Here is a 16,116-nt window from a genome sequence, read left to right as displayed (position 1 = left end):
AGGTAATGTTGATAGTAAGTAGTATAAAAAAGTGAAGATGAACAGAAAGTGAATCGTACCCACAATGAGACTTTAGCAGCCTTTGTTGTGGGTTTAGTGACACAAGAACGGTGAATTAGGGCTAACGATCTTGAAGTTCATCATCAAAGATTTTGTCACGCATTTTCCAGAAACGACCGACCTTACGTGCAATAACGAATTGCGGTGGCCTGAATCGATGTTGGTGAGCGACCACTTTGGTTGGCGATGCCTCCTCAAAAGGGCGGTGTCTGTCGGCCAAATGAGGGCGAACAAATTGATCTTTAAAGGTCTGCTTTTGCTTTTTGGTAGTTAATGACCAAAACTCATGAACTTGAGCTTGGTTTTCACCTCGATACGTCACCTTGAGCTGAGACTTACCTTTATCATCTTTAAACACGTTGAGATCCATTTCTAGACACTCAAATACAAGGGCATCTTTAAGGTTAAGTGCATCTTTTAGCTTTTTGTCTGGGTCGACTAAGGTTGCGTCGCACTCATGACAAATTCGCGCTGCTATGTCGTTGTCGGCGCCACATTCACCACAATACTTTGCTCGGAATCGGTAGCCACAATGTTCACGTTCGCCAGTATCTTCATCGGTGAAATAACCTTGGCATTTACGACCGAAGTGCTCTAACAAGAAACCATTACTATCGAGCTTGCCCCAAAAGTTGTTATTGAAACCGCAAGCTGGGCAAGGAATGGTGATGATTTCGCTGTCAGAGTCTGGTTTTGGGTCGCCAACTTCGGGCTGGTACAGATCGTAACTGTTGCCAGCATAGTCCAATACCAAACACTCGTCTTTACCTGGAGACAGACGAAGACCACGACCAACAATTTGTTGATACAAGCTGATCGACTCAGTAGGACGCAGAATTGCAATCAAGTCCACGTGTGGGGCATCAAAGCCAGTGGTCAGTACTGATACGTTTACTAGGTACTTGGTTTTGCGCCGCTTAAAGTCGTTGATGATCTGATCACGCTCTAAGGTTGGAGTATCGCCAATCACAATTGCCGCTTCGCCCTTAGGGAGCAAACTAAGGATCTCTTGAGCGTGACGAACAGTTGCGGCAAACACCATGATGCCTTGCTTGTCTTTCGCTAGGTGAATGATCTGCTCAACGATTTGTGGCGTCGCGCGTTTTGATTGTTCAATCACCATATCGAGCTCAGCTTCTTTGTAGCGGCCTGTGTTGGCAGGCTTTAACTGTGAGAAGTCGTAACTTAATACCGGAGCATCAATCATGCGGGCTGGGGTTAAGAAGCCTTCGTCGAGAAGATAGCGAATCGGTAATTCAAAAATACAGTCGCGGAAGAATCTAGGTTCCTCTGAACGGACTTGACCGCGAGTATGGTATTGGTAAATCCACCCCATACCCAAGCGATAAGGTGTTGCCGTAAGACCAAGCACTTTAATACCCGGATTATTTTCACGTAGGTGAGCAATCACTTTCTGATAGCTACTGCTTTTCTCGTCTGGTACTCGGTGGCACTCATCGATAACCAGCAGCGAAAACTGATTTGAAAAGGCATCAAGATTACGGACCACTGACTGTACAGATGCAAATACCACTTGTTGGTCGGTCTCTTTTCGACCTAATCCTGCGGAAAATATCGAGCCTTTTAGGCCATAGCCTTCGTATTTTTCATGGTTCTGTTCAACTAGCTCTTTCACGTGCGCCATTACAAGAACTCGCCCCTTGGCTAGGCGCGCTAATTCGGCAATAACCAAGCTTTTACCAGCCCCTGTAGGTAGCACCAGAACGGCAGGCGTTTGGTGTTTACGAAAGTAATGGATAACAGATTTTACGGAGTCGGCTTGATATGGGCGGAGTGTATACATACTGCGTCTTGTAAAGTGGCAAAAATAGTGTGAAATCGCTCAACTAATTGAGCAAAGGTGACTATAATACCTGACTTAGATTAGTTGAGGTATTCATGCGTTTAGATAAATTTCTATGTGACTCATTGGGCGTCACTCGAAAAGAAGCAACACAGATTTTAAAATCAAAAACAGTGACAGTGAACGACGTCATGCAAAAAAGCGGTGCCACTAAGGTTACCGAAGAGTGCGTTGTTGAATGGCAAGGCAATGAACTGCGTGTTCAAGGCCCTCGTTACATCATGGTTTACAAGCCTGAAGGTTTTGTTTGCTCGCATGAAGACAGCTCTAATCGCACGGTTTTTGATCTGCTTGATGAGATCAAGATGGATAAGCTTCACTTTGCTGGTCGTCTAGATGTGGATACTACAGGTCTTGTACTTGTGACGGATGACGGCCAATGGTCGCACCGTATTACTTCACCGAAACATAAATGTGAGAAGCTATATCGCGTTTGGCTGGTGGATCCGGTTGAAGACGATTACGTAGAGAAGTTCAAAGAGGGCATCCAGCTGAAAAGCGAAGATGGTCTGACTCTCCCTGCACATCTTGAAGTACGTGCAGAGCGTGAAGTGCTGCTTACCATCCATGAAGGTAAGTACCACCAAGTTAAGCGTATGTTCGCGGCACTAGGTAACAAAGTAGAAGCTCTACACCGTGAACGTATCGGTGAAATTGAGATGGACGAATCTTTAGAGCTGGGCGAGTACCGTTACCTGACTCAGGAAGAAGTCGATTCTATCTGGAAGTAATCTTCCTCTCTGTTTAATGCTGACCAAGGACAGCGTCGGCTATTCATTTTGACTGGTACTAGGAAAGTCTCAGCCAATATTCTGTTTGCGTTCAAGCGCAGTTCTTAGTATTTAGTCGGAGATTTATGCAAACCCAAACTGCCCCCAGTTCCCAACCTGAAACACCTCAGCTAGGCTTAATGCTGTTTTTGATTCTTGGAGCGATTGGTGCGTTGACGCCACTTGCTATAGATATGTATCTGCCCGCGATGCCAACCATCGCCAAAGACCTTGGTGTGACGGCTGGTGAAGTGCAGATCACACTTACGGCTTACACCGCTGGTTTTGCGTTAGGGCAGCTACTTCATGGTCCGCTGGCTGATAGCTATGGTCGTAAACCCGTGCTCCTCATCGGTGTGGTTTTGTTTGCTATTGCTTCGGTGGTTAGCGCAACAACACATGGTATTGAAGCCTTGACTTATGTTCGTACAGCCCAAGGTTTTGCAGGCGCTGCAGCAGCGGTAATTATCCAAGCTGTTGTGCGTGACATGTTTGATCGTGAAGACTTCGCAAGAACCATGTCGTTCGTTACTTTGGTGATGACGGTTGCACCGCTGGTTGCACCGATGATTGGTGGTTATCTTGCGTTGTGGTTTGGCTGGCGTTCGATTTTCTGGGTATTGGCTATCTTTGCTGTGATCGTGATTCTGGCGGTATCATTCAAGATCCCTGAAACTTTGCCAGTAGAGAAGCGTCAACCGCTGCGCTTTAAAACGACAATGCGTAACTATTTCCGTCTGTGCAAAAACAAGACTGCGATGGGGCTTATCTTTTCAGGCGCGTTTTCGTTCTCAGGCATGTTTGCGTTCTTAACGGCGGGCTCTTTTGTTTACATCGATGTGTATGGCGTGCGCCCAGACTTGTTTGGTTACCTATTTGGATTGAACATTGTTGCGATGATCCTGATGACTAGTATCAATGGTCGAATGGTGAAAAAGGTAGGCTCTCATACTATGTTGAGAGTGGGGCTAGGGATTCAACTACTCGCAGGCATAGGTTTGTTCATTGGCTGGAGCTTAGATCTTGGCCTTTGGGGAATTGTGCCATTTGTGATGCTCTTCATTGGCACACTATCTACTATCGGCAGTAATACCATGGGTTTGCTGCTTAGCGGTTACCCAAATATGGCGGGCACAGCTTCGTCTCTTGCGGGTACATTACGTTTTGGTACAGGCTCGGTAGTGGGCGCAATTGTTGCGATGCTACCGAGTGACAGTGCTGGCTCTATGGTCATTGTAATGGCAGTGTGTGCCGTACTTTCAGCGCTACTTTATTGGACATTAGGAAAGAAGGCATAATGTCAAAATACTATATTGAAATTCAAAAGCTGGTTAACACAGCATTAGATGAGTTAACGGCTCTACACAAATCTGGCAAAGCGGTTGATGCACCGATCGCTAACAACCTTTATTTGGTTCGTTGGGTGACTAAAGCGATCAAATCGCAAGCTTATGACCGCTGTGTCGCTGCTGATCTTATTCGTTGGCAGAAACAGGGTCGCTCTAAAGGTAATAACTCGGATCTAACGTTTACGTTCCGTCGAATCTCTGCATTTTATGCTCAATTTTTCCCACAAGGTGAAGAGCCAAAGCAACTGAAAGACAGTGATGTTGAAGCCTTCATGGACAAGATGTATGACATGGGCTGGAGCGTATCAAGTGAAGATGAGCTGACTACTGGCGGCAAGATCCAGTTTTTCACTGATGGTGAGCACTCATTTGCACTCTGTGGTAAGCAGTGTGATGACTCGTTTGATGGCGAGCTAATGACGAAACCGATGAACTGGTTTGTGCGCGGAAACCACGCTGAGTTTGTTCAAGCAGCTATGGAGTCGGGCTTTATGCTTCATAAAGTGACAGACTACAAATCAGCAGTGAAATATCACGGCGAATACATCGTTTACCCGGCTAACCAAGGTAATCAGCTAGCTGAGATTCCAATCAGCTTTATTGCTGAGTAGCAGAAGCGAGTTTAAAGATACGAAGAGCGGAATTATCCGCTCTTTTTTTATCCCGAACCTCAAGCCTGCATCTGCTCTTGCTCTCTTCTCATCCCGCCACTCGATACTCTAATCTGCCCTTAAGCCTTTTCTTATCTCGTCACCCGAATCCCGCATCCGCTTTTAACTCTCTTCGCATCCCGCCACTCGATACTCGAATCTGCTCTTAATCTCTTCTTAACTCGCCACTCGAATCCCGCATCCGCTCTTTTGCCTGCTTCTCTATCGCCTTCACCATGCCTTTAAAGATAAAGAGGTGCGCTGGCATCATGGCAAACCAATACAGCAGTCCTAAGAAGCCTTTTGGGTGCCACCAAGCGGTAATGTTGAGCTCGCTTTGATTGTTTGTGTGGTCTTTCTCGGCAAGGTCGGAAACCGTGATTTCAAGGCGTCCAAGACCGGGACCCTTCATGCCAAATAGTAGCGATAGGAACTGATTTTCTTCGCAGCGAATCACTTTCCATGAGTCGATATGGTCACCTACCTTAAGCTTAGGGCCTTCCGGCTCCTGCCTTTTTGGTACGCCACCACCAAAGAACAAATCTAACCACTCTCGGGTACGCCATAACGCATTGGCAAAGAAGTAGCCTTGTTTTGGGCTGCCTATTTGCTGGGCTATCTGCCAAAGTTGCTCTTTGGAAACGCTAGACTGAATGGTTGCGCCGGTCTGTTTAGGGTAGTAACCGTAGCCTGCTTGCCAGCGTTTAAATGCGGTCTTGTCGAAGCCCCAAACGTTACTCTTAACGAATTCACCTTCTGCTCTAATTGCCTGTTCAACCATAGTTTGGAATGAAATCAGGCGTTGTGGGTAACGCTCCTGGATCGACGTGGAGTTCGCGATAAAGTCATGCTTTAGACCCGCAAGAAGGGCTCGTCCAATATTTGAGGGGACAGACGTTACAACGCCAAGCCAATATGAAGCGATTGTCGGAGTTAAGAGCGATGTTGCCCATAACCTTAGTGGTCTATCTGCGGTTTTAGCAATATGTGCGAATTGATTTCGGTAGCTGACGATATCAGGGCCACCCACTTCAAAGGTTTGGTGAGCCTCTGGCGTTTCCTCGGCAAGCTTTAGCAAATAATAATTGAGGTTCTTTAGTGCGATAGGGTTGGCTTTAGAATCGACCCATTTCGGCGCGATCATGATTGGTAGGTTGTAAACAAAGTCTCGCATGATCTCGAAGGCGGCAGAGCCTGGCCCGATGATCACGCCAGCTTGCAACTCTGTAATAGGAACAGAGCCTGATCTCAATAGATCACCCGTTTTCTTTCGTGCTTGAAGATGGTCGGAATCTGCGGTTTGCGGCTGCAACGAACTTAGGTAGATCACATGTTGATTGCGAGAACCAAGTGCGTTGACAAAGTTTCTTGCCAACTTGAGCTCGTAATCAATAAAGTCGTGTCCCTCTGCCATTCCGTGTACGAGGAAGAAAATTAGGTCGAACTCAGGCACTAGCTCTTGAGTGGCGTCTGCGTCAGCAAGGTCTAAATATTTTAGTGAAAGGTTAGGGTGAGGTTCAGTTCGAGCTTGCAGGTAGTCAATATGACGAGCCGCTGCCGTTACTTGATAGCCTTGTTCAAGGAGTTGAGGCAATAGTTGAGAACCAACATAACCAGAAGCGCCTAACACCAGTACTTTCTTCATAAAGACTCCATTCGTTGATATGAAGTAGGGACGTCACTAAATGTTAATTTACCAGTGTCATATGCACAAAAGCCAATAGTATCTGCATCTTGATAGTGAAATATGGTGGCTCTTCTTAGCAAAGGGGGTGACCTATAGTTAGTAAAACAGCAATAGATGTTAATTATCTTTCTTTAGAGCCAGTTATGTTATTGGATGAATAGCAATCATGAGTATAATCTTGGCAACCGTTGTGGTTTATTCCCCCCATTTTTGAGGTTTCACATGCTTCTTGCTTCAATAATACGTCATACCAAAGGTGATTTTGTACGCCAGCTGATTGCGATTGCGCTACCCATTACCCTGCAGAGCATTATGTTTTCAAGCAGGGGCTTGGTTGATGTGTTGATGTTGGGGCAGTTAGGAGAGGCGGATATTGCGGCGGTTGGTGTTGCGAGCCGAGCGATGTTTGTAACCACTATTATGTTGGTTGGTGTTACCACTGGTGGCGCTCTTTTGACAGCTCAGTACTGGGGGGCGGGTGACAGACAAGGTGTACGAGAAAGTACTGCGCTGACTTGGCTTGTTTCCATGTTCTTTGCCGCGTTGACTGTGGTGTTTTTTGTTTCGTTTCCAACCCAAGTCATGGGTGTGACCACGGATTCACAAGAAGTTATTGGTCTAGGTACTGAATACATAGTAATTACTGCATTCAGCATGTTTGCTGTGGCTTGTGTAAGTAGCATGGCAGTCGGGCTTCGTGCTATGCACCGACCTGGGCTAAGTACCTTTTTTAGTGGGATTGGCATTCTTTCAAACATCTTTCTTAACTGGGTTCTGATTTTTGGCAACCTGGGTATGCCAGCAATGGGTATCAAAGGTGCGGCTATTGCTACCGTGATGAGTGGGGCGATTGAGGTGATAACGCTTTACGGCTATCTCTATTGGAAGAAGCATTTGTTGGCATTTAAACGAGCTGACATTGCTGCGGCTGCAACGATTCAGAAAGTGGTTCGTTTTCTAAAACTCTCTTTGCCGACAACGTTTAATTTCTTAGCTTGGGCTGGGGGTTTGTTTGCTTATCATGCAATTATGGGCCAGTCGGGCGTACAGGGCTTAGCAGCGCTTTCAGTGATGACGCCGGTTGAATCTATCTCTTTGGCACTTCTAATTGGTATGTCGACCGCAGCAGCCGTGCTGGTGGGTAACCAACTAGGCGCCAAGAACAACGAAGCAGTCTACTACCAAGCGTTGGGTATCAGCATTTTTGCCTTCTTTACCAGTATTGTCGTTGCATTGGTTCTCTACTTTGTACAGGCTCCGATTTTGGATTCGTTCAGTGCACTGACTCCAGAAACTCGTGAGCTATCAGAAAAGTTCATCTTGATTCTGAGTTTAGGCATTGTTGTTCGCTCTATACCAATGACGGTGATTGTTGGGGTATTAAGAGCGGGTGGAGACGTGAAATTCTGCCTTTATCAAGACTTGATTGCTCAGTGGCTTATTAGTATCCCTTTAGCGGCCATTGCGGCTATCTATTTTGGCGTTAAACCTGAATGGATCTATTTGATGTTCCTAACAGAAGAGGTGATCAAATGGGGTGGCTCACTCTATCGCATGAAGAGTAAGAAATGGATAAAAAATCTTATAGGAAGTTGAAGTCAGACGTAAGATTTATGTGACTTTATACTTAGCATGTGATCTATCTTTCAAATTACTTCCTACAACCATAGATTTAGTGTAGATTCTCATTCCAAATTCTAACTAATGTGAGCTGTTTAATGTTAAAGCTATCAGACCTATGTAAAGGCTATGTCGACGGGGGAGAGTTCCATCCCGTTTTACAAGGTGCTGAATTAACATTAAATCAAGGAGACCAGCTTGCATTAATGGGGGAAAGTGGCTCAGGTAAGAGTACGCTGCTTAACCTTATTGCTGGGCTCGACCTTGCTGACTCTGGGGAAATCCTATTTCCTAACTTTGATATGCATATGGCAAAGGAGCGTGATCGCACTGCTTACCGCCGTAATAACATCGGGCATATCTTTCAACAGTTCAATTTGCTACCAACACTGAACATTGCCGACAACATTCGCTTTTGTCGTCAACTGAAGGGTTTACCTGAAGATAAAGGCTTATGGCGTCAGATTCTGTCTGCTCTTGATCTTATGCCTTTATTAGGTCGCTACCCTGAAGAGGTGTCTGGTGGTCAGCAGCAGCGTGCCGCGATTGCTCGCGCTCTCTATATGGAACCAAAGATTCTGCTTGCCGATGAACCGACAGGTAGCTTAGACGAACGAAATGCTGAAGCGGTAATGCGCCTACTGACGTCATTAGCGCGCGAGCTAGAGTGTACGTTATTTCTAGTAACGCACAGTGAAAAGGTTGCCCAGCACATGGATGGTTGTATCCGTCTACAAGGGGGACAGCTTCATGTTATGGCCCGTAGTTAAAGCGCTACTCGGTCACTATCGACGCTACCCACTTCAAATTATTCTTGTATGGCTCGGTTTAACACTGGGTGTCTCCCTTTTGGTTGGTGTTACCGCTATTAACCAACACGCCAAGCAGAGCTATGCTCATGGCGAAAAGCTGTTTTCCAATCCGCTTCCTTACCGTATTCGTCCAAAACACAACGCCAATAAAATCCCGCAAGGCTTCTATATTCAATTGCGCCGTGAGGGCTTTCAGCAGTGTGCACCATTTGATAATCATCGTGTAACCGACGAGAACGGCGCTAACTTCATGTTGATAGGTTTAGATCCTGTCTCAATGCTTCAATTGCAACCGGGTGTCGCGCTTCAAGATCTCACCACGCTTAACCTGATGAAACCACCATATCCAATCTTAGTGAGTGATGATCTGGCTAAGCACATGGAGTGGAGTGACGGCGATTATATTCATCTTATGGACGGCTCAGAGCTCGGCCCTTTGATTGTTGATCAAAATAAGATGATCAACGGGACGCGCTTAATTGCGGATATCTCTTTATTAAGGATGTTGAAGCGCAGTTCTGGTCTATCCGTGATCGCTTGTTCAGATATGTCGGAAGCAAAGTTTGAGCGTCTTAAAGAGATGCTGCCGAACGGTTTAACGATTTCACGTAGTTCTAAAGCAGAACTTGAATCGCTGACCAGTGCATTCCACCTGAACTTAACTGCGATGGGGATGCTTTCATTTGTCGTTGGTCTATTTATCTTCTACCAAGCCATGTCGCTCTCTTTTATACAGAGACAACCTTTGGTTGGGGTGCTTAGACAAACCGGCGTATCCGGCTGGCAGTTAACGAAAGCGCTCTGTTTTGAGTTGCTAGCACTGGTTGTGGTGAGTTGGATCTGCGGCAATGTCTTTGGTGTGATGTTGGCGAACCAGTTGCTACCTGCGGTGTCTTCAAGCCTTGGCGATCTTTATGACGCTAATGTCGGTTTAAGTATCGATTGGAGCTGGAAAGCAAGCGTATATAGTTTTGGCATGGCTTTAATCGGCGCATTTTTAGCATGTGCTTGGCCGCTGATCCGTTTGTTGAAGTCTCAGCCGATTAGACTTTCATCTCGTCTATCACTCATGCGTTTCGCGGGTACTGAATTTACCTGGCAGGCGTTGATCGGTTGTGGCTTCTGTGTCGCTGCTGTGGCGGTTTACCAAGCACCGCAAACGCAAGAATCTGGTTTTGCGATCATAGCGTTAATGTTGGTAAGTGTTGCTCTATTTACACCGTTCTTGATGTGGAAGCTATTCAATAGTTTCTCATACTCCTTGCGCTGGGTTCGTGCGCGCTGGTTCTTTGCGGATGCCGCTGCCAGCATGAGCTATCGTGGTGTCGCAACGATGGCGTTTATGCTTGCGATGACAGCAAACATTGGTGTTGAAACCATGGTGGGTAGCTTCCGAGATACGACCGATAAATGGCTGTCACAGCGTCTGGCTGCAGACTTATACATCTACCCAACCAATAACTCTGCAGCACGTATGAGTAACTGGCTGTCAGACCAGCCTGAAGTCGATTCGGTATGGTGGCGTTGGGAAAAAGACATTCCTTCTCCTGTTGGCAGTATCCAAGTGGTTAGCACGGGCCCTTCTGAAGGGGAACTAGAGGCGCTTACGATTAAGCTAGGTATCCCAAACTACTGGTACCACTTGCATCACTCTAAGGGCGTACTGATTAGTGAGTCGATGTCTTTAAAGTTGGGTATACGACCGGGTGACTACATCGATATGTACGATAGCCTAGGCTCTGGCTGGCAGGTGGTCGGTGTTTATTACGATTACGGCAATCCATACCATCAGGTCATGATGTCACATCGAAATTGGCTCTACGGCTTCGCGGGGCGAGGTAATGTCGGTTTAGGGGTGATACTTAAAGAAGATGTGAATCCAACTGGGTTACGTAGCCGTCTAGAATCTGTGTTTAGATTGAGCTCTGAGCGTATCTTCGATAACAACAATATACATAGCCAAGCGATGCGCGTTTTTGACCGTACCTTTGCCATCGCCGATACCTTGGGCAACATTACCCTTGTTATCGCTGTGTTTGGTATCTTCTTCGCGACAGTAGCGGGTGAGGTATCAAGACAACGTCATATTTCACTGCAGCGCTGCTTAGGGGTTTCTGCAAAAGAGCTGATCTTTACTGGCAGTTTGCAGCTGTTTGTCTTTGGCTTGATTTCGTCGCTGATAGCAATACCGCTCGGGTTGGCATTGGCGAATTTGATTGTCGATATCGTGATTAAGCAGTCGTTTGGTTGGTCGTTAGAACTGCAAGTCATTCCTTGGGATTACTTCATTACTTTCGCATGGTCAATGGCTGCCTTGATGATTGCTGGTGCGTTGCCAGTATTACGAATGATAGGTAATACCCCGATGAAATCATTAAGGGATGCATTGTAGATGGGTCAAAGAAAAGGCGTGAAAAAGCCAAGAAACAATGTGCTGTCTTCAATTCTACTGATCTGCTTTTTTGGCTTATTTATTGGTATTTGGTCTTATTACTCTTACTTCGCTGATGTTGGCGAAGAGGGCGTCAACGAGGTCAATTCTGTATTGATGAGTGAACAATTTAAGGTGTTCGAACCTGTCTTGCCTGATCGTACTGTTTCACTGCCAAAAGACTTCCAATTCCACCCTGAGTTCCAACATGAATGGTGGCACTACTTTGCAACTTTAGAAGACGCCAGTGGTAAAGATTACTCCGTTCAATGGAGCTTCTTTCGAATTGCAACTGACGAACGCGAAGCTCGAGGCTGGCAAAGTCCGCAGATCTATATCTCCAATGTCGTTGTCACCTCAGCGACGCAAGTTTGGAAAGAACAAAGGCTTGCACGTGGTGGTATTGGCCAAGCAGGTATGACTAACCGACCATTTCGTATCTGGATTGATAACTGGAATTGGCGAGCACTTGGCGCGACCCCGTTTCCTGGACGTTTGAGCGTAGAGACGGACACTTTCGGTTTAGAGCTCGATTCGGTCACCAAGGGCCCTTACGTGTTGAATGGTGAAAATGGTTATCAAAAGAAACATGACCTGCTTCCTATTGCCTCATACAACTTTAGCGCTCCGTTCTTGGCTTTGAATGGCACACTGACTCTTGACGGCGTTGAAGTGGAAGTCTCAGGCAATGCTTGGCTCCATAAAGAATGGGGCAGTGGTTTGCTTGGCGAAGGACAACAAGGTTGGGACTGGTTCGTCTTTAATCTAGACGGTGGTGCTGCTCTGAGTGTTAGTCGTTACCGTAATAACCATCAGATGCCGTATGTGTTTGGTACGCTAGCAACGCGGTCAGGAAAAGTTTATCAGCTGTCTGAATCTGATATCGACATTAAACCATTGCCAAACAGTACCTTGCTCAATGGGCGAAGAATGCCGCTTCAATGGATCATCAATGTACCGAAATATGAGATCAACCTCACAACTCGGATTCAACGTAGGGACATGTGGCTGCCGTTTGTTATCCCTTATTGGGAAGGACCTATTATGGCCAGTGGAAGCCATGAAGCGTCTGGCTTTATGCAACTGACAGGATATTGATTTTTATATAAGGCTATCATTCGATAGCCTTTTTTATGCACTCTAGGTCACTTTATGGAGGGTTCGTCTAGCTTACACTTATAATTTTGGTCATCTATACTTAATTTAGTGTGAGTAACAACATTATGGAATATACGACGTATTGTTTAGTATTTGTAGGAAAAACCGAAGTTAAACATCCAAAGAAGTGATTATGTATCGTCGAAAGTTGGCTATACACTCGTGTCTATTCTTTGTTATTCGTTTATTTAAATAATAAATATAAGGGCGAAATCATGAACGACGTCATCCGTGACTTCTTTAAAATGGAATCTGCTGGCGGCATCATTTTGGTAATTGCTGCGGCAATTGCAATGTTCGTAGCGAACTCACCTCTGAACGAAATGTATCAGGGTATGCTACACACATACGTATTTGGTATGTCTGTGTCTCACTGGATCAACGACGGCCTAATGGCAGTCTTCTTCCTACTTATCGGCCTTGAAGTAAAGCGTGAGCTTTTAGAAGGCGCATTAAAATCTAAAGAGACAGCAATCTTCCCAGCTATCGCTGCGGTAGGTGGTATGCTAGCTCCTGCACTTATTTACGTGCTATTTAACTCAAGCAACCCTGAAGCGCTTCAAGGCTGGGCTATCCCAGCAGCAACAGATATCGCATTCGCATTGGGTATCATGGCACTTCTTGGTAACCGTGTACCGGTAAGCTTGAAGGTGTTCTTGCTAGCGCTAGCAATCATCGATGACCTAGGTGTTGTTGTTATCATTGCACTGTTCTACTCAGGTGATCTGTCTACGCTTGCACTAACGGTTGGCTTCATCGCAACAGGTGTGCTGTTCATGCTCAACAATAAGCATGTGACTAAATTGAGCGCTTATCTGATTGTTGGTGCAATTCTGTGGTTCGCAGTATTGAAGTCTGGTGTTCACGCAACACTTGCTGGTGTGGTTATCGGCTTCGCGATTCCACTTAAAGGCAATAAAGGGGAGCATTCTCCGCTTAAACACCTAGAGCATGCTCTGCATCCGTATGTTGCTTTTGCAATCTTGCCTATCTTCGCATTTGCAAACGCAGGTATCTCACTGGAAGGTATCTCGCTTTCAAACCTAACAGGTATGCTACCGCTTGGTATCGCTTTAGGTCTGTTGATTGGTAAGCCACTGGGTATTTTCCTATTCAGCTGGGGCGCAGTGAAAACAGGTGTAGCTAAGCTTCCTGAAGGTGTGAACTTCATGAACATCTTCGCGGTGTCTGTGCTGTGTGGTATCGGCTTTACAATGTCTATCTTCATCTCTTCATTGGCATTTGGTCCAACGAACGCAGATTTTGATACGCTTGCTCGACTAGGTATCCTAATGGGCTCAACGACGGCGGCAATCTTGGGTTACGCACTATTGAGTATCTCGTTACCTAAGACAAAGCATCAAGAAGTTAAACTGTAATCACTACAAAACATGTTTGAAAGGGTTGGCCGGTTAGGACAGTAGCCGCCAACACTTTTAGAAACATAATGACAAAGAAACGAAAAAGCCGTGATGAATGTTCATCACGGCTTTATTGTTTACTTGCCTTATGGTGACAAGTTCTCACGTCTTATGACTATTTTTCTAGGGTGGTAAAAATAGTCCACTCTTCGACGATTTGCTCTTCCAAGCCGACTACCGTTGCCGTTACTCTTCGGTTTAAGGCATGAGAGGTTGCGTCATCGCCCTCTTTTTCAAGTCTAGATTCACCAAACCCTACAATACGCACACGATCCGCTGCGATACCATTTTGAAGAATCTCATTTTGAACTTGGTTTGCTCGTTTTTTCGATAGCTCTAGGTTGTATTCGTTAGAGCCGACTTTACTCGCATAGCCTTGAATCTCAATGGATGCTGATTTGTACTTCTTAAGAAACTCTGACATCGTTGTTATCTGATCAGAGAAGATAGGGTTTATTTCATAAGAGTCGTGCGCGAACAATATTCTCAGTTGTCTCACTTCTTGAGAGCGGACAGTTTCCCCACATCCGTCGTTATCAACTTGAGATGCACCGGGGGTCCCAGGGCAAAGGTCTCTAGCATTGACAACGCCATCTTTATCATCATCTCTTAGATCGGATATTTGCTCCGCCTCAGGAGTCTCAATGTAATCCTCTTCTTGGTAGTCGGCTGCATTAACAGTTAGGGCTACTATGGGAAGTAATAAATAGAAAGCTTTCATCATTAATACTCCACAGGTTGTGTCCACTCTTCTGGAATGTCTACAAGTAGCGCATTGAGAAGTGAACCTGTTGCGTTCAACACACGATATTTCGCATATTGCTCAGAGTAGTGAGCATCGAGGTAGTCTTTACGGGCCTCAAAAAGCTCATTTTCCGTATTGAGTAAATCAAGTAGGGTACGTTGGCCAATTCGATACTGCTTCTCGTAAGCAATGACTGTTTCCGCAGCTGAATCGACATGGTCAGAAAGGAAGTTTTTCTGTTGTAGGGTTAAATCCAAAGCACTCCAAGAGAGCCTTAACCCTTCCTCTACTTGTCGGTAAGCTCGGTCTCTCAAGTCTTTCGATTTGTTTAGTTGGTAAGCTGCCGCCTCGGTTCTGTCACTATCAGACCCACCGTTATACAAGTTATAACGCATGCGCAGCATGGCCAGTGTCTCGTCGCTTGATCCTTCATCACCACCTGCATCATCCCGCCAGGTTTGTGAAGCCTCAATAGAGAAGGTTGGGTAGTTAACCCCTTTAGATTGTTTGTATTGGAAGTGTGCAGAATCCACATCAGCCGCTGAAATCTTGATCACAGGGTGATTGTCAAATGCATAGACGATTGCATCATTCAAAGATAAAGGCAGTTTGGATATATCTGCTCTTGGGTAAATCAACCCTAATGGTTCTTGTCCTACAACCCTTCTAAATTGAGTGTGTGTGTCAACCAGGTTATTTTGTGCGGCCAACAGGTTACCGTGGGCTTTCGCAATACGAGCCTCTACCTGAGACACGTCTGCCGTGGAGCCTATTCCTGATTCTGCTCTTCGTTTAATGTCCTTATAGATCTTTTTATGGACAGCTAAGTTGCTTTCCGACAGCGCAAGCACTTCAGTTGCTTTCACAGCATCAAGGTAAATCTGGGTTACCTCTAATGCTTTGTCTTCCGCATCTGCAATGAGTTGGAATCTTACTGACTCTGCTTCGGCGGCTGTACGATCCATATCGTATAAAGTCGCAGAACCATCCCAAATGAGTTGAGTAAGAGAAATCGTTGCTTCTTTTCTGGTTAGATCGGTATCAGGACCATTATTGGGAGCTGGATTGATCCCCTCATATCCAATACCCGCATCTAAATCTATGCTTGGTAAATAAGCACCTCCAGAAGCGTCATTTTGTTTTTTAACGCTCACAAATTCGTTAAAGATACTTTTTATCTCGGGGTTGGTTGCCAAAGTGATGGCGACTGCCTGCTCAAGGGTTTGACTGTAAGCTGGAGCCCCAGTCATAAAGCAGCAAATAATAGATAGTTTAAACAATTTCAAAGTAGGTCTCCTTCTACTTCTAGATGTCTTATTTTTACTTTCGTCGATGCTTTCAATGGAACAAAAGTCATAATCGAAGCTTAGGACATTTGAACCAAAACGCGAAGTTTACCTAATTTTTTTTTGAATCTAAGTAACTAGCTATATTGACATATTTGTCACTATGCGTTAGCTGGCGCGGTTAGTGAGTGGATTATCAATAACATTGCAACTAAATTTAAGTGGGTGTTATAGCGAAGTTCAGTCGAGTGGGAAAACGGACT

12 protein-coding genes are annotated in these 16,116 nt (G+C 45.5%); 8 read left to right on the top strand and 4 right to left on the bottom strand.

Translation table 11 applies throughout. From position 1 onward, the window contains the following. Positions 1-121: 121 nt before the first annotated feature. Positions 122-1,864, bottom strand: a complete 1,743-nt coding sequence (locus OCV50_RS08420) for a DEAD/DEAH box helicase (protein WP_261902771.1) — start codon at positions 1,862-1,864, stop codon at positions 122-124. Between the two features lie 95 nt (positions 1,865-1,959). Between OCV50_RS08420 and rsuA the strand changes: the two genes are divergently transcribed. The 3 genes from rsuA to OCV50_RS08405 all read left to right on the top strand — a co-directional run bounded on the left by rsuA (position 1,960) and on the right by OCV50_RS08405 (position 4,654). After that, on the top strand, positions 1,960-2,655 hold the full coding sequence (rsuA, locus tag OCV50_RS08415) for a 16S rRNA pseudouridine(516) synthase RsuA (RefSeq protein WP_239842136.1): 696 nt from the start codon (positions 1,960-1,962) through the stop codon (positions 2,653-2,655). A 125-nt stretch (positions 2,656-2,780) separates the two neighbouring features. Then, positions 2,781-3,992 (top strand): Bcr/CflA family multidrug efflux MFS transporter, encoded by a 1,212-nt coding sequence (locus tag OCV50_RS08410; protein WP_239842135.1) that lies wholly within the window; start codon positions 2,781-2,783, stop codon positions 3,990-3,992. Continuing rightward, positions 3,992-4,654, top strand: coding sequence for a DUF2913 family protein (locus OCV50_RS08405; RefSeq protein ID WP_261902770.1), 663 nt, complete (start codon positions 3,992-3,994; stop codon positions 4,652-4,654). Before OCV50_RS08410 ends, OCV50_RS08405 begins: the two co-directional genes overlap by 1 nt. Before the next feature lie 205 nt (positions 4,655-4,859). On the opposite strand, the gene OCV50_RS08400 is transcribed toward OCV50_RS08405, so the two are convergent. Then, on the bottom strand, positions 4,860-6,338 hold the full coding sequence (locus OCV50_RS08400) for an SDR family oxidoreductase (protein WP_261902769.1): 1,479 nt from the start codon (positions 6,336-6,338) through the stop codon (positions 4,860-4,862). Between the two features lie 264 nt (positions 6,339-6,602). On the opposite strand from OCV50_RS08400, the gene OCV50_RS08395 reads away from it, so the two are divergent. The 5 genes from OCV50_RS08395 (at position 6,603) to nhaA (ending at position 13,780) form a co-directional block, all read left to right on the top strand. Continuing rightward, the gene (locus OCV50_RS08395; RefSeq protein ID WP_261902768.1) at positions 6,603-7,976 is read left to right on the top strand and encodes an MATE family efflux transporter; all 1,374 of its coding nucleotides are present in this window, start codon (positions 6,603-6,605) and stop codon (positions 7,974-7,976) included. A gap of 122 nt (positions 7,977-8,098) precedes the next feature. Beyond that, positions 8,099-8,770 carry an ABC transporter ATP-binding protein gene (locus OCV50_RS08390; protein WP_239842131.1) on the top strand — a complete coding sequence of 224 codons (672 nt, stop codon included), beginning with the start codon at positions 8,099-8,101 and terminating at the stop codon, positions 8,768-8,770. After that, positions 8,751-11,204, top strand: a complete 2,454-nt coding sequence (locus tag OCV50_RS08385) for an ABC transporter permease (RefSeq protein ID WP_239842130.1) — start codon at positions 8,751-8,753, stop codon at positions 11,202-11,204. Before OCV50_RS08390 ends, OCV50_RS08385 begins: the two co-directional genes overlap by 20 nt. Then, positions 11,205-12,341 (top strand): lipocalin-like domain-containing protein, encoded by a 1,137-nt coding sequence (locus OCV50_RS08380; protein WP_261902767.1) that lies wholly within the window; start codon positions 11,205-11,207, stop codon positions 12,339-12,341. A 275-nt stretch (positions 12,342-12,616) separates the two neighbouring features. Further along, positions 12,617-13,780: a Na+/H+ antiporter NhaA gene (nhaA, locus tag OCV50_RS08375; RefSeq protein WP_261902766.1), complete on the top strand. Its 1,164-nt coding sequence runs from the start codon at positions 12,617-12,619 to the stop codon at positions 13,778-13,780. 157 nt (positions 13,781-13,937) lie between these two features. On the opposite strand, the gene OCV50_RS08370 is transcribed toward nhaA, so the two are convergent. Both OCV50_RS08370 and OCV50_RS08365 read right to left on the bottom strand, forming a co-directional pair. Further along, positions 13,938-14,546, bottom strand: coding sequence for an OmpA family protein (locus tag OCV50_RS08370; RefSeq protein WP_239842127.1), 609 nt, complete (start codon positions 14,544-14,546; stop codon positions 13,938-13,940). Further along, entirely contained in the window at positions 14,546-15,853 is a 1,308-nt protein-coding gene (locus tag OCV50_RS08365) for a TolC family outer membrane protein (protein WP_239842126.1), read from the bottom strand. The genes OCV50_RS08370 and OCV50_RS08365 overlap by 1 nt, the downstream gene beginning before the upstream one ends. Positions 15,854-16,116 lie beyond the last annotated feature (263 nt).

Origin of the sequence: Vibrio fortis (assembly GCF_024347475.1) — a bacterium.
GTDB classification, from domain to species: Bacteria; Pseudomonadota; Gammaproteobacteria; order Enterobacterales; family Vibrionaceae; genus Vibrio; species Vibrio fortis.
The sequence above is the reverse complement of the archived record's forward strand: the minus strand, read 5'-3'. Positions and strand labels throughout refer to the sequence as shown.